The organism is Aeromonas sp. MR7 (assembly GCF_963899385.1).
Classification (GTDB): Bacteria; Pseudomonadota; Gammaproteobacteria; order Enterobacterales; family Aeromonadaceae; genus Aeromonas; species Aeromonas bestiarum.
Genome location: NZ_CAWQXH010000043.1, coordinates 62,332 through 88,723, shown reverse-complemented (window position 1 = coordinate 88,723; position 26,392 = coordinate 62,332). Strand labels below are relative to the sequence as shown.

The 26,392-nt window shown below is 63.0% G+C and carries 26 protein-coding genes; 11 read left to right on the top strand and 15 right to left on the bottom strand.

Features of this window, described 5'->3' with window-relative positions; all coding sequences use genetic code 11:
* Window positions 1-46: 46 nt before the first annotated feature.
* The 3 genes from AACW87_RS16435 (at window position 47) to AACW87_RS16425 (ending at window position 3,451) form a co-directional block, all read left to right on the top strand.
* Window positions 47-1,687 (top strand): GGDEF domain-containing protein, encoded by a 1,641-nt coding sequence (locus AACW87_RS16435; protein ID WP_241325563.1) that lies wholly within the window; start codon window positions 47-49, stop codon window positions 1,685-1,687.
* A gap of 4 nt (window positions 1,688-1,691) precedes the next feature.
* Complete coding sequence (locus AACW87_RS16430; protein WP_043137203.1) at window positions 1,692-2,795, top strand: EAL and HDOD domain-containing protein; 1,104 nt, start codon at window positions 1,692-1,694, stop codon at window positions 2,793-2,795.
* Between the two features lie 65 nt (window positions 2,796-2,860).
* A complete protein-coding gene (locus AACW87_RS16425; RefSeq protein ID WP_241325562.1) occupies window positions 2,861-3,451 on the top strand; it encodes an HAD family hydrolase in 591 nt (196 codons plus the stop codon).
* A 139-nt stretch (window positions 3,452-3,590) separates the two neighbouring features.
* On the opposite strand, the gene hfq is transcribed toward AACW87_RS16425, so the two are convergent.
* Window positions 3,591-3,953: an RNA chaperone Hfq gene (gene hfq / locus AACW87_RS16420; protein ID WP_011707507.1), complete on the bottom strand. Its 363-nt coding sequence runs from the start codon at window positions 3,951-3,953 to the stop codon at window positions 3,591-3,593.
* Between the two features lie 177 nt (window positions 3,954-4,130).
* On the opposite strand from hfq, the gene AACW87_RS16415 reads away from it, so the two are divergent.
* The 3 genes from AACW87_RS16415 to AACW87_RS16405 are packed head-to-tail and all read left to right on the top strand — an operon-like array spanning window position 4,131 to window position 7,616.
* Entirely contained in the window at window positions 4,131-5,408 is a 1,278-nt protein-coding gene (locus AACW87_RS16415; protein ID WP_043137196.1) for a paraquat-inducible protein A, read from the top strand.
* Window positions 5,401-7,047: an intermembrane transport protein PqiB gene (gene pqiB, locus AACW87_RS16410; RefSeq protein ID WP_016352115.1), complete on the top strand. Its 1,647-nt coding sequence runs from the start codon at window positions 5,401-5,403 to the stop codon at window positions 7,045-7,047. Before AACW87_RS16415 ends, pqiB begins: the two co-directional genes overlap by 8 nt.
* Complete coding sequence (locus AACW87_RS16405; protein ID WP_080741096.1) at window positions 7,047-7,616, top strand: PqiC family protein; 570 nt, start codon at window positions 7,047-7,049, stop codon at window positions 7,614-7,616. Before pqiB ends, AACW87_RS16405 begins: the two co-directional genes overlap by 1 nt.
* Window positions 7,617-7,700: 84 nt before the next feature.
* Here the strand turns inward: AACW87_RS16405 and ompA are convergent, their stop codons facing one another.
* Window positions 7,701-8,759 (bottom strand): porin OmpA, encoded by a 1,059-nt coding sequence (gene ompA / locus AACW87_RS16400; RefSeq protein WP_241325561.1) that lies wholly within the window; start codon window positions 8,757-8,759, stop codon window positions 7,701-7,703.
* 232 nt (window positions 8,760-8,991) lie between these two features.
* On the opposite strand from ompA, the gene AACW87_RS16395 reads away from it, so the two are divergent.
* Window positions 8,992-9,726 (top strand): substrate-binding periplasmic protein, encoded by a 735-nt coding sequence (locus AACW87_RS16395; RefSeq protein ID WP_241325560.1) that lies wholly within the window; start codon window positions 8,992-8,994, stop codon window positions 9,724-9,726.
* A gap of 56 nt (window positions 9,727-9,782) precedes the next feature.
* Here AACW87_RS16395 and AACW87_RS16390 read toward each other — a convergent pair whose 3' ends face one another.
* Window positions 9,783-10,790, bottom strand: a complete 1,008-nt coding sequence (locus AACW87_RS16390) for an SGNH/GDSL hydrolase family protein (protein ID WP_043137347.1) — start codon at window positions 10,788-10,790, stop codon at window positions 9,783-9,785.
* A 238-nt stretch (window positions 10,791-11,028) separates the two neighbouring features.
* Here AACW87_RS16390 and AACW87_RS16385 point away from each other — a divergent pair, with 238 nt between their 5' ends.
* Window positions 11,029-11,409, top strand: a complete 381-nt coding sequence (locus tag AACW87_RS16385; protein WP_043137188.1) for a YgiW/YdeI family stress tolerance OB fold protein — start codon at window positions 11,029-11,031, stop codon at window positions 11,407-11,409.
* Between the two features lie 69 nt (window positions 11,410-11,478).
* On the opposite strand, the gene mltC is transcribed toward AACW87_RS16385, so the two are convergent.
* From mltC to AACW87_RS16360, 5 genes are all read right to left on the bottom strand, one after another.
* A complete protein-coding gene (mltC, locus tag AACW87_RS16380; RefSeq protein WP_043137185.1) occupies window positions 11,479-12,579 on the bottom strand; it encodes a membrane-bound lytic murein transglycosylase MltC in 1,101 nt (366 codons plus the stop codon).
* Window positions 12,580-12,747: 168 nt separating this feature from the next.
* Window positions 12,748-13,020, bottom strand: coding sequence for an oxidative damage protection protein (locus AACW87_RS16375; protein WP_005313967.1), 273 nt, complete (start codon window positions 13,018-13,020; stop codon window positions 12,748-12,750).
* An 8-nt stretch (window positions 13,021-13,028) separates the two neighbouring features.
* Window positions 13,029-14,090, bottom strand: a complete 1,062-nt coding sequence (gene mutY, locus AACW87_RS16370) for an A/G-specific adenine glycosylase (protein WP_043554415.1) — start codon at window positions 14,088-14,090, stop codon at window positions 13,029-13,031.
* 101 nt (window positions 14,091-14,191) lie between these two features.
* Window positions 14,192-14,872, bottom strand: coding sequence for a GspB family T2SS assembly factor variant ExeB (exeB, locus tag AACW87_RS16365; RefSeq protein WP_241325559.1), 681 nt, complete (start codon window positions 14,870-14,872; stop codon window positions 14,192-14,194).
* Window positions 14,872-16,515: an ExeA family protein gene (locus AACW87_RS16360; protein ID WP_172955267.1), complete on the bottom strand. Its 1,644-nt coding sequence runs from the start codon at window positions 16,513-16,515 to the stop codon at window positions 14,872-14,874. The genes exeB and AACW87_RS16360 overlap by 1 nt, the downstream gene beginning before the upstream one ends.
* 273 nt (window positions 16,516-16,788) lie before the next feature.
* Here AACW87_RS16360 and AACW87_RS16355 point away from each other — a divergent pair, with 273 nt between their 5' ends.
* The gene (locus AACW87_RS16355; protein WP_098982033.1) at window positions 16,789-18,027 is read left to right on the top strand and encodes a multifunctional CCA addition/repair protein; all 1,239 of its coding nucleotides are present in this window, start codon (window positions 16,789-16,791) and stop codon (window positions 18,025-18,027) included.
* Between the two features lie 136 nt (window positions 18,028-18,163).
* Here the strand turns inward: AACW87_RS16355 and AACW87_RS16350 are convergent, their stop codons facing one another.
* From AACW87_RS16350 to AACW87_RS16335, 4 genes are all read right to left on the bottom strand, one after another.
* Complete coding sequence (locus AACW87_RS16350; RefSeq protein ID WP_241325558.1) at window positions 18,164-19,048, bottom strand: hypothetical protein; 885 nt, start codon at window positions 19,046-19,048, stop codon at window positions 18,164-18,166.
* A gap of 106 nt (window positions 19,049-19,154) precedes the next feature.
* A complete protein-coding gene (locus AACW87_RS16345) occupies window positions 19,155-20,069 on the bottom strand; it encodes a hypothetical protein (protein ID WP_241325557.1) in 915 nt (304 codons plus the stop codon).
* Window positions 20,070-20,169: 100 nt separating this feature from the next.
* Window positions 20,170-20,859, bottom strand: coding sequence for an LrgB family protein (locus tag AACW87_RS16340; protein ID WP_103472145.1), 690 nt, complete (start codon window positions 20,857-20,859; stop codon window positions 20,170-20,172).
* Window positions 20,852-21,253 (bottom strand): CidA/LrgA family protein, encoded by a 402-nt coding sequence (locus AACW87_RS16335; protein ID WP_017412989.1) that lies wholly within the window; start codon window positions 21,251-21,253, stop codon window positions 20,852-20,854. Before AACW87_RS16335 ends, AACW87_RS16340 begins: the two co-directional genes overlap by 8 nt.
* A 126-nt stretch (window positions 21,254-21,379) precedes the next feature.
* Between AACW87_RS16335 and AACW87_RS16330 the strand changes: the two genes are divergently transcribed.
* On the top strand, window positions 21,380-22,255 hold the full coding sequence (locus AACW87_RS16330) for a LysR family transcriptional regulator (RefSeq protein WP_241325556.1): 876 nt from the start codon (window positions 21,380-21,382) through the stop codon (window positions 22,253-22,255).
* A gap of 6 nt (window positions 22,256-22,261) precedes the next feature.
* On the opposite strand, the gene AACW87_RS16325 is transcribed toward AACW87_RS16330, so the two are convergent.
* From AACW87_RS16325 to pdxR, 3 genes are all read right to left on the bottom strand, one after another.
* A complete protein-coding gene (locus tag AACW87_RS16325; protein ID WP_241325657.1) occupies window positions 22,262-23,122 on the bottom strand; it encodes a hypothetical protein in 861 nt (286 codons plus the stop codon).
* 217 nt (window positions 23,123-23,339) lie between these two features.
* Window positions 23,340-24,224, bottom strand: coding sequence for a hypothetical protein (locus tag AACW87_RS16320; protein ID WP_241325555.1), 885 nt, complete (start codon window positions 24,222-24,224; stop codon window positions 23,340-23,342).
* 100 nt (window positions 24,225-24,324) lie between these two features.
* The gene (gene pdxR, locus AACW87_RS16315) at window positions 24,325-25,752 is read right to left on the bottom strand and encodes a MocR-like pyridoxine biosynthesis transcription factor PdxR (RefSeq protein ID WP_241325554.1); all 1,428 of its coding nucleotides are present in this window, start codon (window positions 25,750-25,752) and stop codon (window positions 24,325-24,327) included.
* Window positions 25,753-25,880: 128 nt separating this feature from the next.
* Here pdxR and AACW87_RS16310 point away from each other — a divergent pair, with 128 nt between their 5' ends.
* Window positions 25,881-26,363 carry an OsmC family protein gene (locus AACW87_RS16310; protein ID WP_098982043.1) on the top strand — a complete coding sequence of 161 codons (483 nt, stop codon included), beginning with the start codon at window positions 25,881-25,883 and terminating at the stop codon, window positions 26,361-26,363.
* The last annotated feature ends 29 nt before the right edge of the window (window positions 26,364-26,392 follow it).

The following is a 26,392-nucleotide window of genomic DNA, read 5'->3' as shown; positions in this document are numbered from 1 at the left end:
AAGGTTTGCCGATATACTCGCTTGGATACAACCAAGGATGGCAGGCATGCAGGAATGGGATCCAGAGCACTTCACCAGTTTTGAACATCTCTGTGAAGTGACGCTGGCAGCGGTCAGGGAAAAGACAGAAGCCGAACAAATTTACCTCTGGTTGCGGGCTCCCGAGTCCCAACTTTACAGCTTTCAGCTCGATCAGGGGCTGATCTGCCTGAATGCGGACATTGCCGCCCCCCTCAAACTCCCCGTCATCTTCATCGAGCATGCCTTCGACAAGGGCCAGCTGGTGGTGGAGCAGATAGCCCCGACGACCGATGTCTGGGAGACGGTCGAACCCGAAATTCCACGCCTGCGTGCCTGCTTCCCGCTCAAACGCCAGAAGGGGCTCAAGGCCGTGGTCTATCTGGAGACTCGCCGTCGCCTCGATCGCCTCTCCCGACGCCAGCAGCAGAGCATCCAGTTGCTGATGCACTACCTGGCCGCCGAGCTGGAGAGCCGGTTGCTCGCCAGCCAGATCGATCAGGAGCGGGATCAGCGCAGGCACACCCAGGCCGATCTCATCCGCAGCCAGGCGCTGCAAGACTCTTTCCTCAGCATGTTGCAGGCGCTGCATCAGGTGGGGGTCAAACTCTCCCGTTGCGACAGCGAGCATCAGCTGCTGCACGATGCGGTGGCGCTGGCCCGTCAGGATCTGCAGTTCGACCGCATCGCCATCTTCCTGGTCGACGCCGAGTTCAAGACAATGCACGGCACCTGGGGTACCAACGAGGCGGGTGAACTCATCGACGAGCACCACTTCATCAGCCCCATTCCGGAGCACCCCACGGTGCAGGAGGCCCTGCGCCGCAAGGACTATGTGCTGGTACTGGAAGATGCGCCGCTCTACTACGAGAAGCAGGAGGTAGGGCGCGGCTGGAATGCCATGGTCTCGCTGTGGGACGGCGCCACGCCCATCGGCTGGATCGCCGCCGACAACCTGCTGTGGCGGCGGCCGCTCAAGGCGTACCAGAGCGAGATCTTCAAGCAGTATGCGGCCATGCTCTCCCAGCTGTTGATCCGTCAGCGCACCCAGGCCGCGCTGGAGCGCTTCAACCGGGAGCTGGAGCTGAGGGTCAGCGAGCGCACCATGCAATTGGCGGAGACCAACCGGGCGCTGGAGGCGGCCAACAAGCGACTGTCGCTGCTGTCGCTGGAGGATCCCCTGACCGGCATCGCCAACCGTCGCCACTGGGATCTCACCATGCAGCGGGAGTGGGAGTGGGCCCGTCGTCACCAGGGCCTGCTGGCGGTGCTGATGATCGACGTGGACGAGTTCAAGTCCTACAACGATCACTTCGGTCATGCCAAGGGGGATCTGTGTCTGCAACAGGTAGCCAGTTTGCTGCAGGAGGCGGAGCGGCGGCGCACCAACCTGGTGGCCCGCTACGGCGGGGAGGAGTTCGTTATCCTGCTGTGCGGCCCGCAACCCGAAGAGGCCGAGCGGTTGGCGGAGCGGATTCACGAGGGGCTCAGTGAATTAAAGATCCCACATCCGGCTTCCCGAGTTGCTGATTTCATTACGGTTAGCATAGGCTTTAGCTATCTGGTTCCCTCGCTGGATGGAACATGGCAGAGCTTGACCGAACAGGCCGATCAGGCGCTCTATCATGCCAAGTCGCAGGGGAGGGCGTGTACGCTAGCCTATCGGTGAGCCCATGTTGTTACGTCGCTATCCCATCTTCAATCGTCGTCTCGCCCTCGTTGCCTATGGCATGGACTATCAGCTTGCCGACCCCGCCGAATGGACTCTTCTCGCGACGCAATGCCGTCTGCTGGCCCAGGGGCGCCAATACTTGCTGCCCTTCAGCCATGAACAACTCGATGAGCAACGTCCCCTGCTGTTCGATCAGGACACTATTCCACTGGTCGAGGCCTCGGCCGAGCGGTTGCCCGCCTCGTTTCCCGTACTGGCCCAGTGGCGCGATTATCGACGCCGTCTGGCCGTGCACGGCGCCCAGCGCGAGCCCCGCTGGTTCAACGCCTCCCGGCTGCTGGTGTTCTGGATGGGGGAGGAGGGGATCAGTCAGCCGACCGAGCACAAGCGGATGGCGCTCGACATCGAGACCTGGGGCGATTTTCTGCCGCTCAAGGAGGCGGGGGTGGACTTCTTTGCCGGCGGTTTCCTCGCGCGTCCCGAGCTGGTGAATCAGCGCGCCGCCCAGCCGGACATGAAGCTGGTGCAGGAGATACTGCAAATCATCTGCCATGAGGAGTTCTCCTTTGCCAGGGTCGCCAGCCTGCTGGAGCAGGACGCCTGGCTGCCGGGCCAGCTGATGACCTATGTCAACGCCCCTGGCTTCGATCACGCCAGCCCCATCGTCTCGGTCACACGGGCGCTCTCCTATCTGGGGGAGCAGGAGATCCGCAAGTTCGTGCTCATCTACGGGCTGGCGCGGGTCAGTCAGCACATGCCGGAGGCCTGTACCCGCATGGCCATCGCCCGTGGCCGTTTCTGCGAGCTGATCGCCGTGACTGCGCTCGGCAAGGCCGCCGCCAGCTGGGCGTTTCTGGTGGGGCTGGTGCTGGATGGCTCGCTGCTCTCCGAGCAGCTCAAGGCCCATCTGCCCAAGGATGTGAAGCGGGCGCTCGAGTCCAGCGAGGGGCCGCTCTTTCATCTGTTCCAGCTGGTGAAGACCTATGAGCAGGGGAACTGGCCGCTGCTTGCCCAGCTGGCACCTAACTATCAGCTGGATCCCGCCAAGCTGACCCCCATCTATTTTCAGGCACAAATGTGGGGGCAAGCGTTTCTCGCCACCTAGGTCATGGCGACGGGGCGCGGCTCTGGCTAGAATGGGGACCCATTTTCAGACACAGATCCCGCACCATGACTCTCTCCGGATTTCAAGGCCTGGTATTTGACCTCGATGGCACCCTGGTGGACTCAATGCCACTGCACCTTGCCGCCTGGGCGCACACGGCCCGGGAGTTTGGTTTTCACTTCGATGCCGACTGGTTCTATGAACTCGGTGGCATGCCGAGCCGCAAAATCGCCCTGCTGGTCGCCGAGCAGCAGCAGATCGCCCTGGACCCGCTGGTAGTGACCCGCTGCAAGACGGATCACTACGTGGCCAACCTGCACAAGGTCACCGTCTTTCCGGCCATGCTGGAACTGGTTCAGCGTCATCACGGCCTCATTCCCATGGGGATAGGCACAGGCTCGCCCCGCATCAATGCCGAGGCCGTGCTGCGCAATACCGGGCTGGATCGTTACTTCTCCGTGGTGGTGACCGCCGACGATGTGGCTCTGCACAAGCCCCATCCAGATACGTTTCTGCTGGTTGCACGTCGGCTGGGGGTCGAGCCGGCGACCTGTCTGGTGTTCGAGGATACGGGAATTGGCGTACAGGCCGGTCAGGCTGCGGGCATGCAGACCTGCATGGTCAGGGATGGCAGACCGGTCGACTTGCCGTATTGAAGTAAAGGGCGGTGAAACAGGTGGATCCACTCGGAGGAAGAGTGGAGTCCATTCTCATACGGGACAGACATGATAAATGAGAATGGACTCGGTCACCCTTTGACGCAGCAATGGCGTGGGGGTGATTCAGGCAAGCGCATTATTGCTCGCTGCTACCGCCGCCCTGATTGTCATCGTAACGACCGGGGGCGCCATGGGGACGCGGCGCCATGGAGACGCGCGGCTTGCGGGCACGCTGAATGCTGACCTGGGGACGGCCGGAGTGCATGGCGATGGTGGAGATCTTGGCCTTGTAGACCAGCTGCTGGTTGCCATGGGCATCGGTCAACAGCACGCTGTACTGGTCGAAACCGCTGATGGTCCCCTCCAGCTTGATGCCGCTCACCAGGAAGATGGCGACCTGACTGCGATTCTTGCGCAACCAGTTGAGGGCAGAATCTTGCCCGTTCCCGAGGGAGAAGGCTTGCTCGATCGTGGAGTAGCTTGGGGATTCAGTTGTCATAAATTATTGTCCCGCGGAAAAAAAGTGGCGTTTGATTGTGCTAAATGGTCACTGGCTTGTCAAAGTCATTCTCGCTCCCATCCCGGATGGTGCAACGACAGTGCTGGTCGGCAGGGGCCGCTGCTGTAATAATTGGCGGCTCTGGCCCCGTGGCGGGCCTCATGCTGGGGTTTCATCTTGCATCCGGTTTCACACCAACACCTACCCACCTATACCCATGACGCGACCGCGTGCGAAGAGTGTGACCTGCTGGTGCCGGCCACCGCGCTGGCCGTCGGGGAGACGAGCAGCTGTCCGCGTTGCGGCCATACCCTGAGCCGTCATTTGCCGGAGCAGGAGCGCAGGCCCATCGCTTACGGCTTTGCGGCCCTCATCATGTTCGTGCTCTCCAACGCCTTTACCTTCATGTCGTTCTCGGCCAAGGGAGTGGGGCAGGAGATGACGTTTCTGCAGTGCATCACCACGCTGGTGGATCAGGGCTATCTGTTTCTGGGCGCCGTGCTGAGCCTGACCCTGATCGGCCTGCCGCTGGTCTACATCGGCTCCATCATGCTGGTGCTGTGGCGGGTCGACAAGGACTTGCACAGCAATGCCCTGCGCTCCCTCGGTCGCCTGCTGTGCCGGATCAAGCCCTGGCTGATGGTGGATGTCTTCCTGATCGGGGTGCTCATCTCGCTGGTCAAGCTGATGGGTATGGCCGACATCAAGATGGGGCTGTCGTTCTGGGCCTTCGTCGGTTATACGGTGTTGCTCATCAAGATGATCTCGTCGCTGGACCGGATGTGGCTGTGGCAACGGCTGTTCGGCCCGACCGAAGCCCGCGAGCTGGATGCGGATGGCGAAGCCGCAGCCATGGCGTCCGGGCTGGTGGGCTGTCACATCTGCGGCGCCCTGAGCGAAGCGGGCGAGCACAGCTGCCCGCGCTGCGGCGGCAAGCTGCACAGCCGCAAGCCGGGCGGCCTGAACCGGACCTGGGCCCTGCTCTTCACCTCTGTGATCCTCTATGTGCCCGCCAACCTCTATCCCATCATGGATACCGTTTTTCTGGGGGACGACAGCCCTTCCACCATCCTCGGCGGCGTGGTCTTGCTGTGGGCCATGGGTTCCTACCCCATAGCCGCGGTGATCTTCATCGCCAGCGTGGTGGTGCCGCTGGTGAAAATCCTGGCGCTGTTGTGGCTTTGCTATATGGTACAGCGCGGCCACGGCGCCTCGCCCCTTGGCAAGCTCAAGCTCTATCGCATGACTGAATTCGTGGGACGCTGGTCGATGATCGACGTCTTCGTGGTGGCCATACTGGCGGGCCTGATCCGGCTCGACAACCTGATGACCATCTACCCCGGCCCCGCGGCCGTCGCATTTGCGGGTGTGGTGCTGATTACCATGGTGGCAGCCATGAGTTTCGATTCCCGCCTGATCTGGGATTTACAACAAGGAGAACGCGAACGTGAGTGAGCGTAAGAAAAGGTGGAAACCCGGCTCTGATTTTCTGAGCTCGGCCGCCGCAATCTGGATGGTGCCGCTGCTGGCGCTGTTCATCGGCATCTGGATGTTGTTCCAGCACTGGTATTCGCAAGGTCCCAGCTTCACCCTGACAGTGGCAACCGCCGAAGGCATAGTGGCGGGCAAGACGGTGATCCGCTCCCGCGAGGTGGAAGTGGGCCGCATCGAGGCGGTGGAGCTCAGCGAGGACTACAGCCATGCGGTGCTGAAGGCTCGCCTGACCAATGCCGCCGCCGGCATGCTCAAGAAAGACAGCCAGTTCTGGGTGGTCAAGCCCAGGGTTGGCCGGGAAGGGGTCTCGGGCCTCGGCACCCTGCTCTCCGGCGCCTACATCGAGCTGGCCCCCGGCAAGAAGGGCAGGCCGCTGGACGAATACGCCATGCTGGACAAGCCGCCGCTGGCTTCCCAGGACGCCAAGGGGCTGCGGCTCTCCCTGAGCAGCCGGGATACCCGGGCGCTCGGGGTGGGCTCGCCCATCAACTACCAGGGCTTCACCATAGGCCAGGTGGAGGAGGCCAAGTTCCTGCCCGAGAAGAGCGAGATGCAGTACCAGATCTTCATCAACGCCCCCTATGACGTGCTGGTGAGCGGCAACTCCCGCTTCTGGATGACCCCGGGTTTCGAGGTCTCCATGAGCAGCGAGGGGATGAAGGTGAAGATGGACTCGCTGGAGAGCCTGCTCGACGGCGGTATCACCATGGGTCTGCCCCCTGGCTGGGCACCGGGTGAGCCGGCCAAGCAGATGGACGATTTCACCCTGTTCCAGGATCAGGCCAGCGTGCTGGCCGGTAGCCTGGATCAGTTCATCGACTACGTGTTCCTGTTTGAAGACAGCGTCGGTGGCCTGCACCCCGGTGCGGCGGTGGAGTATCGCGGCATCCGGGTCGGCACCGTCATCTCGGCGCCCTATCTCATCGACGAGAAAGGGGTGCAGATATTCCAGAACCGGCAGATCCCGGTACTGGCGCGCATCGAGGTGCAGCGCCTCTCCCACCGCTACGCCAACGCGGAGAAGGAGCAGTGGCGCGCCCTGTTCGGCAAGCAGTTCAAGGAGGGGTTGCGGGCGACGCTCAAGACCTCCAGCCTGTTGACCGGGGGCAAGGTGGTGGATCTGAACTTCTATCCGGATGCCCCCAAGTATCAGGCCATCAAGCTGGCCGGTTATCAGGTATTCCCGACCGTGCAGGCCGGGCTGGACCAGATCGAGCGCAAGGTGAACCAGATCCTCGACAAGTTCGTCGACATGGACACGGCCAAGACGCTGAACCAGGTGAATCACACCCTGGTTACCCTGGACCAGACCCTCAAGAACGTCAGCGCGGTGAGCGCCAATCTGGACAAGTTTACCGGCCAGAGTGCGACCCAGCAGTTGCCGGCGTCCCTGAACGACAGCCTGAAGCAGTTGCAGAGCACGCTGCAAGAGTACGATGCCAACTCCCAGACCAATCAGGATCTGCGTCAGTCGGTACAGTCGCTCAATCAGCTGATGCGTGAGTTGCAGCCACTGGTGCATTCGCTCAACGAGCAGCCGAGTTCGTTGATCTTCGATCGCGCCCGTCCCCGTGATCCCGAGCCCAAGCGAGGCCAATGATGAAAAAACAGATGATGACGCTGGCCTTGCTGGGCCTGCTGGCGGGTTGTAGTTCGGCGCCGACGGCGCTGCACTACTACTCCCTCGATGCCGAGGCGCAGCAGCCGACCACTATGACGGCGCAACCGCAGCACCAGCTGGTGCTCAAACCTGTCTCCCTGTCCGGCCAGCTGGACAGGATGAGCCTGGTCTATCAGCTGGAGGGTAAGGAGTTGCACTTCGCCGAGTACCATCGCTGGGCGGGGTCGCTGGATGCCCAGCTCGATCAGCTGACCCTGAACGGTCTCTCCAGCCGGCTGCCCGGTTGGGTGGTGCGCCAGGACGGTGCCCGCAAGGGGCCAGTGCTGACCATTTCGGTCGAGCGCTTTCAGGGGCGCCACGACGGCCGCGCCGTGCTGAGTGGCCGCTGGCGCCTGCTGACGGAAGAGGGCACTGTCCTGCGTGACGTTCCCTTCCAGCAGGTGCGGGTGTTGCCGGAGGATGGCTACGGCTCCCTGGTCAGCGAACTGGGACAGGGTTGGCAACAGCTGCTCGACCAGATTGCGGCAGAGGTGCGCAAGGGCGCCTGAAACCGCCGAGAATGAAAACGGGAGGCCAGAGGCCTCCCGTTTTTTTATCCCGGCACCACAGACCCGGTGCCAAGGAGGTGGAACTTACTGCTGAGCGTCGGATACCCCTTCCACCTTGACCTCGACCCGGCGATCCGGGGCCAGGCAGACGATCAGCTCACGCTTGGATTTGCTGGTGCAGCTGTCGCCGGTGACAGGGGAACCCTTGCCACGCCCTTCCACATTGACCTTGCCTGCTGGCAGGCCCTTGCCGACCAGGTAATCGGCGACAGTGTGGGCACGCTGCTCGGAGAGCTTCTGGTTGTAGGCATCCGAGCCGATGCGGTCGGTATAGCCGATCACTGTGGCGACGCCATCCTTGGGTCTGGCTTGCTCAATCTGACCGTAGAGGTTATCCAGTGCCTGTCCGCCTTCCGCTTTGAGGGTCGCCTTGTTGAAGTCAAACAGCACGTCCGAGCTCAGGGTAAACTGCTTCTCGACCACCACGGGCTCAGGCGCGGGGGCCGGAACCGGGGCCGCAACCACGGGAGCAACCTGGCCGAAGCGGTAGACCACGGCGACCGCCAGCAGGCCGTTGTCGAGCTCGGCCCCCGTCTTGTCGAGCGCCTTGTCACCGAGCGGGGTTGTGTACTGGTATTCGAGGCGGGCGGCCCAGTCGCGGTTGAAGGCGTATTCGGCCCCCAGTGCGCCGACGAAGGCGGCCCCGTTGTCATTGTCGAACTGCTTGCTGTCGGTCCAGGCGTAGGCACCACCGAGGCGAGTGTAGAGATCCAGGCTGTCGCTCACCGGCAGACCTATCTTCATGGTGAGCTGGGCCAGCTGGGCCTTGATCTCGTCCTGGCTGATGTCGGTGGGCGTCAGCAGGTCGGTTGCTGTGTACTTGTATTTGCCGAGCCAGTCATAACCGAGCTCGACGCCGAGGTTCTGGTTGATCTGGTAGCCGAGGAAAGCGCCGGCGCCGACGTCGTTCTTGTCCTCTTCGCCGATGGCGAAGTTGTCCTTGATGCTCTGGTTGTGATCGACGCCATAGAAGTTGGACCAACCCAGCTTGGCACCGCCATACCAGGTGTTGTCTTGTCCGGCAGCCTGGGCGTTGGCCGCAAGCAAGCCTGAAACCAGTAAGGTAATCAGTGTTTTATTCATGTTGAGCCTCTGCAATTTCATATTGGGGGGGAGGTTTTTCTATGTCGCCTCTCCTTATGGGTCGGGGCTTATAGCACAGCCACAACAGATTAAAGGTAGTCGCTTTCCATGGGTTCTCAAGCAACTGATATAAAACATATTGTGATTATTATTGCCGCAGTTGAGCTGTGTGATTTGATCTCTGGGGCGGGGCGGCAATAGTTAACCGAGGCAGGATCGCACCGGGGTGAGCATGAAAAGCAAATGGATATGGCTGTGCTGGTCGCTGTGGCTGGCGCCGGTCTGGGCCGCTGACTCGCTGCAGGTGGTGACCGAAGACTATGCCCCCTACAACTATCTGGAAGAGGCCGAGATCAAGGGGCTGGGCACCGAAGTGGTGGAGGCCATGCTGGAGGAGGCGGGATTCGAGTACGACCTCGACATCTATCCCTGGGCGAGGGCCATCTCGCTGGCCCGCAGCCGCCCCAACGTGCTCATCTACAGCATCAGCCGCTTCCCCGAGCGCGAGGCGCAGTTCCAGTGGATCGGGGTGATAGCCCGCATCAACTTTCATGTGTTTGCCCTGGCCAAACGCGATGACATCAAGCCGTTCAGCCAGTTGTCACAAGCGCGGGCCTGGTCCATCGGCACAGTGCGCAACGATGCGCTGGAGCAGTATCTGATCGGTCTCAACTTCTCCAACCTGCAGCGCAACAACAGCAACGAGGCCAACATGCTCAAATTGTTGATGGGGCGCATCGATCTCTGGCCCGTGTCGCAGGAGGCGGCGAACTACTATGTGCGGCAGGCGGGCTATGGGCCCGACACCCTCAAGATAGTGCACGACATCGAAGACTTTACCGGAGGGGAGCTCTACGTGGCGGCGAGCCTGAAGACGGCGCCCGAAGTGATCAAGCGGCTGCAGGAGGCGCTGGCCACCATCCGGCAGAACGGTATCTATGACGGCATAGTGAAGCGCTATCGCTGATTGATGGTGCTGTGGCGAGGTAAAAGAGGGGCCGACCGAGTGTCGGCCCCTTGTCATCAGTGGGCGAGGAACTCGTACTGGCTCTCGATGAAGGTAGCGGCGCGCTCGCTCAGGGCGGCGTGCACGACAGTGGTGGGGTGGACCTGATCCCAGAACATCTTGCCCTCACAGTTGAGGGTGCTGGCGCTGCGGCGAGCCATGGGGCTGGCGACGGCCTGGGCCAGCAGCGGGTTGCCGGCGATGGCGAGGCGCTCCTGCGGGTTGAAGGCGGAGAGCTGGCTGTCGGTGCTGGCGCTGCGGGAGGCAAACGGCTTCCATACATAGCTGCCACCGTAGCAGGCGTTCTCCGTGTCGCTCAGGCCGAAGTTCTGCGGATCACGCAGCATCTCGGCAAACTGCTTGTCTATCTCGAACAGCTTCACCATGCCGGTGGGAGCCAGCTGGCGTGCCAGGTTCAGCAGCAGCTGGTTGTGGTAGGCGGAGACATGGCTGGCCGCCTCGACCACCTTCTGGCTGCGGGCCGAGGGGTTCTGGCCCAGATCCGGCAGGTTGAACAGCAGTATCTGCTTGGCGCCGTTCAGCACCATGCGGTTGGCCGCATCGCTGATGGCGTCGCGCACCCGCTTGGCATCCTGCTCTGTGTTCCAGCCATAGGCCAGATAGTCGTTGGCGCCGACCCAGAGGATCACCAGATCGTCCGGTTTGAAGCTGTCTTTTTGCAGGAACTGGGTGACCTCGTAGTCCAGGTTGTTGATGACCTGATACTTGGGATTCCAGGAGATCTTGTTGTAAGCCACGGCGGTGGCTCCGCCTTCCGCCTCGTTGGCTATGGTCAGGCCCGGGAACTGCTTGGTCAGCTGCTCCAGCCAGACGGGCCCGTTGGAGAAGCGGCCCTCATAGTAGGGGGGGCTGGAGGGGAGGTAACCGCGCATCTTGCTGTACATCTTGCCGGTATCGGAGAGGCTGTCGCCAAACATCACGATCCGGGAGAAGGCGGGACGGCTGTCGGCTGCCTGAACTGTCAGCGCGACCAATCCCAATAAACACACAAACCATTTTTTCATCTTGTTGTTCTCGTTACTTTGAAAGCAGGTGGTGCCTGCAGGCTTTTCCTCGATAGGCAAACGGGCTGGGAAGCTGTTTTGCCATTTTGCAGGGTATCCAGCCGAATTAAATTTCGCAGCAGGCGGTGCTGATTAAATCGATTACGGTCACATCCCCTTCACCCAGATGGGGAGGCTTCACGTTTGTTTCACGCCCCGGCTTGCACACTGCTCCCGTACCCAATGACAGGAGCATGAAATGAACAAGGCAAGCGTAATCGGTCTGTTGACCCTGATGTCCATCTCTTCTTTCGCCATGGCGGCCTATACAGGCCCGCAGGAGCAGAACAAGGTGTCCGTCGCGCAGTTGAAGGATCTGGCCGATGACAGCTGGGCCACCCTGGAAGGGAAGCTGGTCAAGCACCTGGGCGGCGAGAACTACATGTTCCGTGACGCCAGTGGCGAGGTGGAAGTCGAGGTGGATCAGGATGTGTGGCGCGGCACCGAGGTGGGCCCGGACGATCTGATCCGCATTCGTGGTGAAGTGGACCACAGCTGGAACAAGACAGAGGTAGAGGTGGAGAGCCTGGAGAAGGTGGGCGCCGCTCCGCAGAGCAAGGGCGGGTTTGTCGCCAAGTAAGGCAGGATAGCCGCACGCCAGACGTAACAAGGGCGCCTCCATGGAGGCGCCCTTTTGCTGTTGGTCTGTTTAGCCGGTGCGGGCCAGCGTGCGCTTGAATCCCTTCTCGGCCTGATTGACCTTGTAGAGATAGCGTCTGGCTTCCGCCTTGGGATGCTGCTCGGTCAGGATCTGGTACACAGCCTCGGGGGAGAGCTGGTTGATCATGCCGGGCGCCGCCTTGCGGTCGCTGGAGAAGGTGTTCAGCACACCGCCGGCGCCGCCGTTGTAGGCCGAGATGACGGCATAGCGGCGGGAGAGCGGATCCTGGATGTCCACCAGATAGACGGTCTGCAACAAGTGCAGGTAGGCGGTGCCCACGTCTATGTTGTAGGCCGGGTTGAACAGATCCTCCCGGGTCGGCTGGCCGTTCCTGCCCTTGACCCGCACGTAGACGTCCCGTCCGGCGGTGGCCGGGATCACCTGCATCAGGCCATAGGCGTTGGCGTGGCTGACCGCATAGGGGTTGAAGCTGCTCTCTGTCTTGATCACCGCGTAGATGAGGCTTTCGGCGACCCCGTACTTGCGGGAGGCTTCCCGTATGATGCCGGCATACTTGTAACCCCGTCTGTCCTCGTGGTTGGCCACCATGGGGATGTCGACGAAGAAGATGGTGCGGATCCCCAGGGTGCGCTTCTTCATCGCCGTGCTGAGCAGGTAATCGGCGTAGCGCTCGGCACGCCAGTCGAAGCGGATCGGCTGGCCCAGGTTGTCCAGTACCTGACCATAGAGGAAGGGCTCGCCACCGGGCAGAATTTCACGGTCGGAGTACAGATCCACTTCCGCCGGGTCGTCCGGGGTCAGCAGGGTCTCTATGATGGCGCGGCGCAGGTGGGCACGAGGGTCAAGCCCGGAGACGGTTTCCACCATGATGTGGCCGCTGGAGAAGTCGATGTGAGCCCGGCTCTTGTACTGATCCGTGTATTTGACGTAGTCAAATTTGCCCGCGAACAGCGCCTCACGCCCCCATATCTCGTTCACGTTATGGGAGAGCGCGCTGATCATGTGTTCGAAACCGCGAATGTCCTTGCCGTTGACCAGATCGTCATCCTCACTCCCGCTGGGCTTGGGGGAGGATGAGCAGGCAGAGAGAAACAGCAGGGTGCAAAGCAGCCAAAAAATTCGGCCCATAGGATCCTCAAACTGGGCGGCGGGGCCGCCCGTCATGCATGGCTGTGAACAGAGAGAGGTATAGCCGTCACTGGCTCACAGGTACAACTCATTGGTTCATAGACCGGTCACTGGCTGTGAACCGGGAGCTGTATCGCCGTCGCTGGCTCACAAGTACAACTCATCGGCTTATTGGCTGGGAGGGGTATAACCGTCTATGGCCACTTCACCCGCTTCAAACAGGTAGCTCACCATCTCTTTTTCCAGCAGCTGACGATGCTCCAGGTTCATCATGTTCAGCTTCTTCTCGTTGATCAGCATCACCTGCTTCTTCTGCCATTCGGTCCAGGCTTCCTTGCTGATGTTGTCAAAAATCCGCTTGCCGAGTTCACCGGGATAGAGTTGGAAATCCAGGCCCGGGCCCTCTTTTTTCAGGCGTTGGCAAAATACAGTACGGCTCATGTTGACCTCTATGGTTGTAAGTCCGGGTAGGCGAGCAGGCGGGCCGTGGCGGCTGCCAGACCCACCTCTGCAGGATGGCGTAAGTTATACCAGAGTCGGTTATCCGCTTCCATGAGCTGGGGGGCCGGTGGCGCATCGATTTCAATCAGGAAAGGCTGAATATCGAGATGGAAGTGGCTGAATGTATGCCGAAATCCGCTTAGTTCCCGATAATCATGGCCGCTCAGCCCGAGCCGCTGCATCAGCCCCTCGACCTCCGTCAGCGACTCCACCTGCGGGAAGCAGTAGAGCCCGCCCCAGATCCCCTGTGGCGGCCGCTTCTCCAGCAACAGCTGGTCGCCGTGACGAATGAGCAGCATGATGCCGGCGCGGGCCGGAATGCTCTTCTTGGGCTTGCTGTTGGGGTAGGCGGTGGGCTTGCCCTGCGACAGCCCCTGGCAATCGGCCTGCACCGGGCAGCGCTCGCAGGCGGGTTTGCTGCGGGTGCAGACGGTGGCTCCCATGTCCATCATGGCCTGGTTGTAGTGGGCCACGCCGAGCTTGGGCGTGAGGCGGATGGCGAGCTCCCACAGATCGTTCTCCACCTGTTTCTGGCCGGGCCAGCCCGGCAGTGCCAGCCAGCGGGTGAGCACCCGCTTCACGTTGCCGTCCAGAATGGCGTGGGGCTGGCCAAGGGAGAGGGAGAGCACGGCGCCCGCGGTGGAGCGGCCTATGCCAGGCAGGGCCATCACCTCTTCCAGCCGCTCCGGGAACAGGCCGCCGTGCAGTTCGCAGATCTGCTGGGCCGCCTTGTGCAGGTTGCGGGCGCGGGCGTAATAGCCGAGCCCGGTCCAGTGGTGCAGCACCTCATCTATGGGGGCCTGTGCCAGGGCCTGCACGTCGGGGAAGCGGGCCATAAAGCGTTGGTAGTATGGAATAACCGTAGCGACCTGGGTCTGCTGCAGCATGATCTCGGAGACCCAGACCCGATAGGGCGTTTTGTCCTGCTGCCAGGGCAGGGTCTTGCGGCCGTGGATCTGGTACCAGTCCAGGATCCGGGTGGCGAAGGTGGTGTTGTCTGAATTGCTCACATGGCTCTCATGTTATTGATTAAAAAGGGGAGCTCTCAGGCTCCCTCTTGAAATGGACGCCAGCTCAGCGGGGCTGAGCCGGCGTTGTGGTCGTGACGGGATCAGCCGCGCCAGTCCTGCAGTGCCTTGAGACTGACGTTCTGGCCCGCCACCTGCAGGATGATGTAATCCTGGGCTATGGCGATCAGGGTAACGCCGGGGGCGACCTCGCTGCCCTCGCGAAACTCACGGCCGTTCAGCATCACGGCCCGCTTGGCCGGGTTGGACGAGAAGACGTGGGAGCCGTAGGCCAGGGCAGGGATCCGCTGCTTCAGCTCCAGCGGCAGGGCGCTGATCGGCATGGCCTGAGACTCGCTCTGTGCCTGGGGCGCCGTCTCCTCCATCAGCGGCGTACTGTTGAGTGCATTCATGATGCGCTCGGCCAGCCCCTGGCTGCTGTTGGTGGCAGGGGCACTGTCATTGGGGGCGACTCTGGGGCGCACCACGGGTTCCGGCAGCGGCGGGGGCAGCGGGCGGGTGATCATGGGTCTGGGTTCGACCCGCACGAACGGCGGCGTGACCACCTCTTTCACCTCCACCGTCTTCTCGATGGGGCGGTTGTTGAGCAGGTGCCAGCCATAGTTGGCGCCGGCCCCCATCAGCAGGGCAAGCGGGGCCAGCAGCCACCAGATCCAGCGCCGGTTCTGCTCCTCTTCCTGGGTGACGGGCAGCCCCATCGCCGGAATATGCGGGGTGAACTGGGGCTGTTCGGCCCGGCGCAGCGCCTTGAGCAGGGTAGACATCAGGAAGCCTCCTCCGACAATGTGACCATGGGCTCATCGTTCATGGTATCCGGCGTGGCCGGTGTGCTGGCGCGCTGGGACTCATCTTCCAGCTTCGGCATGGGTTCACCGGCCATCACGTTGAGGCGCAACAGGGTATTGCTGCCGGCGATGCCGTCCGGGTTCAGCCCCTGCTCGCGCTGGAACTGCTGCAACTTGTTCTTGAGCTCGGCATCGAAGCGACGCACCTTGCGATCCGGTTGTTGCAGGGCACGGCTGAGGGCGTTGTCCAGCCACTGTACCTGGGTCGCCCCGGCATTGTTGCCGATCAGGGCGACGCCGCCCTTGGGCATGCGCCACAGCAGGGTGTAGCTGCCGCCCCAGAAGTCGGACAGCCACTGCCTGTCCACCTGCCAGCTCTGATTGCCAATGAGCAGGTTGGCCTTGTCCGGCCCGAGATTCACCAGAGTTGCGTAATAGATGCCGCCCGTCTCGTCGGTCAGGCTGATGAGGGCCGGGTGCTGCAGGGCCTGCAGCTCCGCCAGCGAAGCGTCACCCTCCTGGCAGCGCAAGCCGGCGCGCGGTGCGTTGTCGCAGGTCGCCTCCTCCAGATCTGTCTGGTAGCCCCACACCTTGTAGAGATTCTGCATGGCGCTATCCGGCTCCAGCGCCTGATTGATGGCGCGGGTCAGCTGCTCCTGCTGCTCCGGGGTGTCGTCCACCTTGACCGGCACCTCCACCTTGATCACGGGGCGCTCGGGGAAGAAGCCGAAGAACTGCCAGCCCCACCAGCCGGTGGCGACCAGCAAGGCCCCCGCCAGGGCGACCATGAGGCCGGACTGCCAGGTGCCTTCGTCGCGAATGCCGCTCACCTCATAGGCCGCCAGGCTGATGTCGCCGTGCACTATCTTGTGGCTGCCACGGGCGAAGGCGGCGATCAGGGCGCGATCGCAGATGAGGTTGATGAGGCGGGGAATGCCGCCGGAGAGGCGGTGCAGAGTCTGGAGCGCCTTGGGGGTAAAGATGGGCTGGACGCAGCCCGCGACCTGCAGCCGGAAGCGCACATAGGCATCCACGTCCTGATGCGAAAGCGGCAGCAGGTGATAGCGGGCCGTGATGCGCTGGGCCAGCTGGCGCAGCAGGGGCTGGCGCAGCATCTGTTGCAGCTCGGGCTGACCGATGAGCACCACTTGCAGCAGCTTCTTCTCGTCGGTTTCCAGGTTGGTGAGCAGGCGCAGTTGCTCCAGCACACCGGGCAGCAGATGCTGGGCCTCATCCACCAGCACCACGCTGCGCTTGCCTGCCGCCAGGTTGGCCAGCAGGTGATCGCGAATGAGATCGAACAGCAGCTTGAGACCGGCGTCCTTGTCGTACGGCAGCTGGAACTCGTCGCAGATGGCCGCCAGCAGGTCACGCTCGGTCAGGGATGGATTGAGGATGTAGGCGATCTCGGTCTCGGCCGGCAACTGCTGCAACAGGCAGCGGGAGACGGTGGTTTTACCGGTTCCCACTTCCCCGGTCAGCAACACGAAGCCTCCCCCATCCTGCAACCCGTAGTTGAGGTGGGCGAGGGCCTCCCCGTGACGTTCACTCATATAGAGGTATTTGGGGTTGGGCGAGATGGAGAACGGGGGCTCCGACAGACCGAAGAACTGTGTGTACATAAGGATCCATTCCATTGTTATGGGCGGCAGGTTAAAGCCTCCCCACCGGGATGTCAAAGACCCGGGTGCCATAAGGGGGGCTGGCGCATCTGGCGGCCAAAACCGCTGTTTTTATCTAATGTGGCCTAGTGGTGATGGGGAGAGGTCAGCGTGGCTGTCGGGCCAAACCAACCGGGCGATCACGGCTGCCTGATCGCGGGGGCGTGGCGGCGCCATCGTGCCCGCCAGGCAAAACCGGTATAATCGAGGCAGGTTTATCAAGGGAGACAGAGATTGCAGACTTATCTGGTTGGGGGCGCGGTGCGGGATCGCCTGCTGGGATTGCCGCAAGGGGATCGGGATCACCTGGTGGTGGGGGCGACCGTGGAGCAGATGCTGGCGTTGGGGTTCACCCAGGTGGGCCGCGACTTCCCCGTGTTTCTCCATCCCAAGACCCAGCAGGAGTACGCACTGGCCCGCACCGAACGCAAGCAGGGCCGCGGTTACACAGGGTTTGTCTGCCACGCCTCCCCCGAGGTGACGCTGGAGCAGGATCTGCTGCGCCGGGATCTCACCGTCAATGCCATCGCCGAGGACGAAGAGGGTCGGCTGCACGATCCCTACGGCGGCATCCAGGACCTGGAGCGACGGGTGCTGCGTCACGTCTCCCCGGCCTTTGCCGAGGATCCGCTGCGCATCCTGCGGGTTGCCCGCTTCGCCGCCCGTTTCCACGCCCAGGGCTTCGTGGTGGCCCCTGAGACGCTGGCGCTGATGCGCGAGATGACCGACGCCGGCGAGCTGGCCCACTTGACCCCGGAGCGGGTCTGGAAGGAGCTGGAGAAGGTGCTGCTGGGAGAGACTCCCCAGATCTTCTTCGAGGTGCTGCGCGAATGTGGCGCCCTCAAGGCGCTGTTCCCGGAGCTGGACGCCCTGTTTGGTGTGCCGGCCCCCGCCAAGTGGCACCCTGAGATAGACACCGGCATCCACACCCTCATGGTGCTGGGGCAGGCGTGTCGCCTCTCCCCCGAGCTGGCGGTGCGCTTCGCCGCCCTGTGCCACGACTTTGGCAAGGGGCTGACCCCACCCGCCTTCTGGCCGAGCCACCACGGCCACGGCCAGAAGGGCTTGCCGCTGATCCGCGATTTTTGCGAGCGTTTTCGGGTGCCGAACGACTGCCGCGATCTGGCGCTGCTGGTGAGCGATCTGCACACCCATATCCACATTGCCTTCGAACTCAAGCCCGCGACCTTGCTCAAGGTGTTCGACAAGGCGGATGCCTGGCGCAGACCCGAGCGTTTCGCCCAGCTGCTGGACGCCTGCCGCGCCGACTTCCACGGCCGTACCGGCTTCGAGGAGCGGGTCTATGCCGAGCCCGACTATGTGGCCCAGGCGCTCGGCGCGGCCCAGGCCGTGCCCGTGAAGGATATAGTGGCCGCCGGTTTCAAGGGCGAGGCCATTCGCGAGCAGCTCGCCAAGCGCCGGCTCGATGCCATCAGCCGGGTGCGGGACGAGTGGACCTTTATCGAGGAGTAGGCGCGGCTTCTGCCAGCTGTCCGCCATGAAAAAGCCCGGGTCACTGACCCGGGCTTTTTGCTGAGGCGTGCTTCAATAGGCGCGGGCTGGGGCTGGGGCTATCGGCCGAGGATGTCGCTGCCCGGGCAAGGTCCGTTCAGGGTTCGCCCGGGCCGAAACGGCCGTGGACGGGGTCGTAGAAATAGGCCTGATAGTCGAAGTCAATGTCCTTGATGAAGGGGTTCTCCAGCCGGAACAGGCGGCGGGTGTTGAGGTGGGCGAAGGTGAGTGAGGGCTTGAAGGTCTTGAGCCAGTGCGCCTGCAGCGAGCCGTCTCGCCAGGCGGCCTTGAGCCCGGCCTGTACCCGCTGGATCGCCTGCCGATTGGCATTGTGGGTGAAGAAGAAGCGGGGCAGGGGGTAGTAGAGGGCTATGTTCTCATCCATGACCAGCCCCTTTATCTCCTTGTGGTTCAGCTTCTCCTGAGGCAACTCGTTGATCCCGCGGCAGAAGAGATCGAAACGGCCACGCGCCACCATCTTGAACAACTGCTCGTAACCCTCTATCTCCTGCACCCTGAACCCGGCTTGCTGCAGGATCTTCACATCGAGCCAGCCCTTGCCCTGGCCCAGGTCGAACTTTTTCAGCTGCTCCAGGCTGGTGACCCTGGCGACGGCCTCCTTCTGCTGGGGGCTGACGAAGCAGATGCGGTAGCTGACGATGCCGAGATGGATGGGAAAACGCACATAGTCGACCCCCGTCATGTCACGGTCCGAGTGGTAGCTGTCCATGGCAAACAGGTTGGGATAGTGATTGAAGCGCAGGCTGATCCACATCCTGGCCAATGTCATGGGCGGGGCGGCTTGCAGGCGATAGTCGCCATGGCTGGCGCGGGTCTTCTCCAGCACCAGCCGCAGCAGCTCACGGTCATAGGTGACCCTGGGATCCTGTTCGCTCTCCGGGCTCATGTAGGTGAACACAGTCGGGGCCGCGGCCGGCACGGGCAGGGCGAGAAACAGGGCAAGCAGCGGGATCCAGCGCATCGTGACCTCCTGTCGGAGAAAGAGACTCCCATGAGTGTAGTGGTTGCGCCCTTGCTAGTGGGTCGGGCTCGCCTCGCCCTGCTGCTCATGGCTCATGGCTCATGGCTCATGGCTCATGGCTCGCGGCTTCGCCGGGCCCGAAGCTGTGGCTGAGGGGGTCGTAGAGATAGGGGCGATAGTCAAAATCCATCTGCCGGAGCAAGGGGTTGTCCAGCCTGAACAGCAGGCGCTGGTCCAGTCTGGCAAAATCCAGTGCCGGTTTGAAGGTCTTGAGCCAGAGCGCCTGCAGCGATCCGTCCTGCCAGGCCAGTTGCAGGCCGGCGCGGATGCGGCGCAGGGCGTGCTGGTTATCCTTGTGGCTGTAGAAGAGGTGGATGAAGGGGTAGTAGAGGGCCAGGTGCTGATCGACCGTGAGCCGGGCCAGATCCCGGTGGGTTTCCAGCTCGGTAAACAGCTCGTTGGCTCCCCGGCAGAACAGATCCAGCCTGCCTCTTGCTACCAGCTTGAACAGCCGTTCGTACCCTTCCACCTCCTGCACCTTGAAACCGGCATGACGCAAGATGTCGACATCCTGCCAGCCACGGCCCTGGCCATGGCTGAACTGCTGCAGATCGGCCAGGGTGCGCACCTGTGCCACCGCCTGCTGCCGCGTCGGGCTGACGAAACAGATGCGATACCCCAGGATGCCGAGATCCACCGGGAAACGGACATAGTCCAGATCATGAGGGTCTCCAGGGGGCGGGAAGCTGTCGATGGCGAGCAGGTTGGGGTAGAGGTTGTATTGCAGCACCTGGCGCAGCCGTGTCCGGCTCATGGGCGGGGCCGGGCGCAGCTCGTAATCGCCGAAGCTGTCGCGGGTCTTCTCCAGCGCCAGTTGCAGCAGTTGCTGGCCGTAGAGGGTGCGCAGATCCCGATCACTTTCCGGGCTGACGTGGGTCACTATGTCCACGGCCTGCAAGAGGGGGGAGAAGAGCAGGCTGCATATCAGCAACCCGAGGGGGATCACTCTGTGGTTCATCATACCGCTCACCGCCATCACATTGAGTTCAGTGTAGCGGCTGGCGGGGGAGGCTTGCCGTCCCTGGCAGGAGGAAATTGACCTCGCCTGGCGGCAGGCCGGATTACCAGAACATCTGGCCGAGCAGGGGGGCGAGCAGCACAGTCACCATGCCGGCGATCATCATCACCATGCTGGAGACGACGCCCTCCTCGTTCCCCATCTGGTACGCCTTGGCGGTGCCGGCGCCATGGGCAGAGGCGCCGAAACCGGCCCCCTTGCCGAGGCGGCTGCGGATGGCGAGCAGGGTGAGCACGCTCTCCCCCACCGCCATGCCGATCACCCCGGTCAGCACCACAAACAGGGCGGTGAGATCTGTCTGGCCGCCGATGGCGCGGGTCGCCTCCACCGCGAACGGTGTGGTGATGGAGCGCATCGCCAGGCTGCGCTGCAACATGTCGGAGAGGTGCAGCCAGCGCGCCAGCAGCACTGTGCTGCCCACCGCCATGATGACGGAGGCGACGACCCCGACCGAGAGGGAGAGCCAGTGACGGTGGATCAGCTGGCGGTTCTCATAGACGGGCACGGCGAAGGCGACGGTGGCCGGACCCAGCAGCCAGAGCAGCCAGTGGGACTGGGCCATGTAGTCCTGATAGGGGATGTGGAACAGCAGCACCACGGCCACCAGCAGGGTGGGTGCCAGCAGCAGCGGCATCAGGGGCAGTATGCGCTTGCGGCCATAGAGCCACTTGCTGGCGTAGTAGAACAGCAGGGTCAGGGCGAAGCAGAGCAGGCCAAGCAGGGTATCAGACATGACGGCGACTCCGGCGGGCCAGCTTCAGCTCGAGGCGATAGACTCTGTCCACCACCAGCGCCGTGGTGCCCAGCACCAGGGTGGTGCTGATCAGCAAGACCAGCATGATGCGCCATCCCTCCTGCAACAGCAGATCCTGATAGTTGACCACGGCCACCACGGCCGGCACGAAGAACAGCAGCATCTCGGCCAGCAGCCAGCGGGCGCCAGCGCTGAACCACTGGGTCTTGACCACGCCGAGCAGGATCAGGACCAGCAGCGCCAGCATGCCGGTGAGGTTGGCGGGCAGCGGCAGATGGAAGGTGCGTACCGCCGCATCGGCCAGCAGCCAGATGGCGGCCAGCAGGGCGATTTGGAAGGGCGTCTGGAACCAGCGAATGCAGAGGGCTTTCATGATGGGTGTCTTTCTGTGAACTGGCTCACAGTATAGAGACAAGCAAAACCTGCAAAAAATGAATTTAAATTATCAAATTCATGCCAAAGAGGCATGATTAAGGCTTGCCGCCCGTGAGAGAGCACCATGGATATCCGAGCCCTGCGTTACTTTGTCGAACTGGTGCGGGAGCAGAGCTTCACCCGCGCCTCCGAGAAGCTGTTCGTCACCCAGCCCACCATCAGCAAGATGATCCGCAACATGGAGGAGGAGCTGGGTCAGCCGCTGCTCAACCGGGAGGGGCGCCGCTTCACCCTGACCGACAGCGGCCAGGTGCTGTTCAACCGGGCCCAGACCATATTGGCCGAGATGCAGCAGCTGGAGGCGGAACTCGCCGATCTGCAGAGCCTGCAATTTGGCCGGTTGGCCCTCGGCATCCCACCCATGGTGGGCCACGTCTATGCGGATCTCATCCGCACCTATCGCAGCCGCTATCCCAAAGTAGAGCTCTCCATCGTCGAGTACGGCGGCCGGCGCATCGAGCAGGCGGTATTGGAAGGGGAACTGGATCTCGCCATCACCATGCTGCCGACCAAAGAGGGGGGCGCCCTGAGCGCGCTGGAGCTGGATCAGTATCCCATCCAGGTGGTGTTGCCTGATTTGCCGCGCTGGCGCGCGTGCCGCGAGATCCGGCTGGAGGATCTGCGCGATGAGCCCTTCCTGCTCTACACCCAGGCCTTCACCCTGAGCGAGCGGCTGGAACAGGCGTGCCAGCAGGCGGGCTTCGTGCCCCAGGTGGCGGCCCGCAGCAGCCAGTGGGATTTTCTCACCGCCATGGTGCGCAGCGGCATGGGGGTTGCCTTTCTGCCCGAGCCCATCTGCCGCCGGCTGACCCCGGACGGGCTGGTGTTGCGGCCGCTCCTGCCCGAGCTCAGCTGGCGACTCGGAGTGATCTGGCCGAGCGAACGCTATCTCTCCCGCACCGCAGAGGCCTGGCTGGCGCTCTGCCGCGAGCAGGGCTGAGCCTCATCAGGGCTCGCCGAAGCGATCCGTCATGGGGTTGTAGAAGTAAGGGCGGTAGTCGAAGTTGATGCCTTCGAGGAAGGGGTTATCCAGTCGCAGCATGCGCCTCTGCTTGAGCCCGGCAAAGGCGATGGCGGGGCCAAAGCTGTGGCGCCACAAGGCCTGCAGCGAACCGTCCTGCCAGGCCTGCCGCAGCCCCGTCTCCACCCGTTTCAGGGCCTCGCCGTTTGCCACATTGGTATAGAAGACCCTGGGCAGCGGGTAGTAGAGCAGCAGGTAGGGATCCATCTTCAGACCCCCTATGTCCTTGTGGGTCAGCAACTCGCTGCGCAGTTCGCTCGCCCCGCGGCACAAGAGATCGAACCGGCCGCGCGCCACCATCTTGAACAGCATCTCGTAGCCATCCACCTCCACCACCTTGAGACCGGCGTGGCGCAGTATCTCCACATCCAGCCAGCCCTTGCCCTGGCCAAACGTGAAACGGCGCAGTCCTGCCAGATCATGCACCTCCGCTATAGCTGCCTGTCGTTGGGGGCTGACGAAGCAGATGCGATAGCTGACGATGCCGAGATGAATGGGGAAGCGGACATACGCCAGCCCTTTGCCATCGCGCGTGCTGCTGTAGCTGTCCATGGCAAACAGGTTGGTGAAACTGTTGAGCTGCAGGCTGAGCCGCACCCTGGCCTTGGTCATGGCCGGGGCGGGCACCAGCTCATAGTCGCCGAAGGTGTCGCGGGTCTTGTCGAGGGCGAGACGCAGCAGCTCCCTGTCATAGGTCATGCGCGGATCCCGCTCGCTCTCCGGACTGATGTAGGTGAAGCGGGTGGCCGCCTGGGCCCCCATCGACAGGAGACACAGCAGCGTCATGACCAGCAGAGTCGCCCGTTTGCCGATCTTCATGGGGGTGACAAGGGGGAGCGGCAGGTTGCCTGCACGCACGGGCTGCGCCGTCTGGTCGTTGGCGGGCCGCAGCTGGCGTCCACGCCAGGAAAACAGGGCGTGCATCACGGGCTGCCCGCCAGTGGGGTGAGTGACGCTCCGGCTCGGCGCCACGCCTGGCCATGCCGGCGGCCTGTGCGCCCCATCAGGGGTCAATGCCAAAGTCATCGCGCGCCGGGTCATAAAGATAGGGCCGATAGTCGAACCCCTCCTTGGGCAACAAGGGGTTGGTCAGCCTGAAAATCTGGCGCGGCCCCAGATTGGCGAACACCAGGGAGGCTTGGAAATGGTGGCGCCAGAGCCGTTTCAGCGAACCATCCTGCCAGGCCAGTTGCAGGCCGCGCTCGATGCGTTGCCGCTCCTTGCTGTATTGGGCGTGGCTGTAGATCACATGGATCAGCGGATAGAAGAGCGCGACATGGCGATCGACCACCAGCCCGGGCAGTCCGGCTTGATGGGTTTTCCACTCGGGGAGTATCTCGTTGGCACCGCGGCAGAAGAGGGCTACGCGGCCACGGGCCACCATGCGAAACAGCGATTCGTACTTTTCCACCTCCTGCACCTGAAAGCCGTTGTGGCGCAAGATATCGGCATCCTGCCAGCCGCTGCCCGTGCCCTGGTTGAAACCTTGCAACTGGGCCAGTGTGGCGACCCTGGCCAGCGCATCCGCCCGGGAAGCGCCGACGAAGCAGACCCGATAACCGAGAATGCCGAGATCGATGGGGAAGGGGATGGCAGTGACGTGATCGCCGGGGGACTGCAGGGGCCAGCTGTCGATGATGAAGAGAGCGTTGGCCCCGGGTTCCTGCACCTCGATCCGCATCCGTGCCTTGTTCATCGGCAGCGAGTCGAGCAGCTTATAGTCGCCATAGTCGGGGCGGGTCTTCTCCAGCGCCAGTTGCATCACCTCCCGGTAGTAGCGCATCCGCGCATCCTGCCCGTTTTCGGGGCTGAGCAGGGTAAAGCGGGTGGCCGCCATCGGGGGGGAGGAGAGGAAAAGGCAGAGGATCAGCAACAGGAGTCTATACATCTCGGCTAGGCTCTACGACTTTGGTCCATCCATTATAGTCCGGCGCCCGGGGCTGCGCCCCGCCCCCGGGCTGGCTGGCCTCGCTACCAGAATGAGCCCGTCAGGACGACGCCATCAGGCTGCCCAGCTGGCGACAGAGCCGGCGCAGAGTCTGGTTGTCGAGGGCGCCAAAGCCGAGCAGCCAGCCCTCCAGCTCCGGCTTGCCTAGATGGAACTGGCCGAGCGGGCGCAGGCCAATACCCATGTCATTGGCACGCTTGGTCCAGCGCGCCTCGCCGCCGGGGGGCAGCAGCACGGCGCACTGCAAACCGGCGCCGCTGTGAACCGGGGTGAGCCGCGGGCAGTGGCTGGCGAGTTCGCTCAGCAGCAGGTCGCGCCGGCTCTGGTAGATGAGCCTGCTCTGGCGCAGGTGGGTGGCGAAGTGACCGGCGCGGATGAAATCTGCGGTGACCGCTTGCTGCAACTGGTTGCTGTGGCCATCGAAGGCTGCCCTGGCCCGGCAGAAGGCATCCATCAGCGGCCTCGGCAGCACCAGATAGGCGAGTCGAAGCGAACCGAACAGCACCTTACTGAAGGTGCCCACATAGATGACCCGCCCCTGGCCATCCAGCCCCTGCAGAGCGGGGAGCGGCCGCTGATCGTACTGATACTCGCCATCGTAATCGTCCTCCAGGATCCAGGCGCCGTGACGCTCGGCCTCGCGCAGCAGCGCCATCCGGCGAGGCAGGCTCATGGGCACGCCCAGGGGATACTGGTGGGCCGGCGTGGTGTAGATGAGGCGCGGCGCCGGGTGATCACCTTGCGGGTTGAGCCCTTCCCCATCCATGGGCACGGGGTGGACCCTGGCACCGGCGCTCTCCATGGCGGTGCGGGCCCCAGGATAACCGGGATCTTCCACCCAGACGGTGTCGCCGGCATCGATGAGCAGCTGGGTCGCCAGCAGTATCCCCTGCTGGGAGCTGGTGAGGATCAGGATCTGCTCCGGCTCGCACACCACGCCGCGGGACTGCACCAGATAGCTGCTGATGGCGCCGCGCAGCTCGGGCAACCCCTGCGGGTCGCCGTAGTTCATCCAGCGTTCCCCCTGCTGGCGCCACTGTTGCTGCATCAGCCGGCCCCAGAGCCCGTGGGGGAAGAGGCGGGGATCCGGCTGGCTGGAGGCAAAGGAGGCGCCGACGTGCGGCGTGTCGTGACAGGCGCCCCCCGCCGCCATCTCCTGGCCACGGCGGGAGAGTCCGGCCGCCGACTGGGGCGGACGTGGCGCCGGGCACACGGCCGCTAGCGCCACGAAGCTGCCGGCTCCCACCTTGCGCACCAGATAGCCCTCCGCCTCCAGCCGGCCATAGGCCAGCTCTACCGTGCTGCGGGAGATACCGAGATCGCTGGCTAGCATGCGACTGGCAGGCAGCCGGCTGTGCTGGGGCAGATGGCCGGCCAGAATGGCGCCTCGCAACATGCGCACCAGTTGCTCGTGCAGCGGCAGCTCGCTGGGTTGCTGAGTGGCGAACAGGGTTGGCAGGGCGGGCATGGCTATTTCCAGGCAGACAATTGGTCTGCCCATATTGGCAAAATTGGTCGGCGTGGCAAGGCCATTATGTCGCTACATTGAGGTTCAAGGTTCGGGAACAACAGATATTGGCAATGAAAGGAGTCTGCATGTCGGAATACGGCGCCACCATCAGCTGGCAGTGCGGGGCCGGCGAGCCCTTCGTCGATCAGCGCTACAGTCGGGCCCACTGGTGGGAGTTTGATGGCGGCGTCAGGGTGCCCGCCTCATCCTCCCCGCACGTTGTGCCCTTGCCCTGGTCGGTGGCCGAGCACGTCGATCCGGAGGAGGCCTTCGTCGCGGCCCTCTCCAGTTGCCACATGCTCACCTTCCTCTGGCTGGTGGCCAGGGCGGGTTATCGGGTGGAGAGCTACCGGGACGAGGCGGTGGGCATCATGGAGGCGGACGACAGGGGTCGCCAGTCCATCACCCGGGTCACATTGCAGCCGCTGGTGCAGTTTGCCGGCGAGCGGCAACCCACCCTGGCCGAGCTGGAGCAACTGCACCATCAGGCCCATGAGGAGTGCTTCATCGCCAACTCGGTCAGGACCACAGTGATCACCAAAATCGTGCAGTGGTCACGGGAGGCTTAGCAATGAGCCATGTATTGGGTACCGGCTTG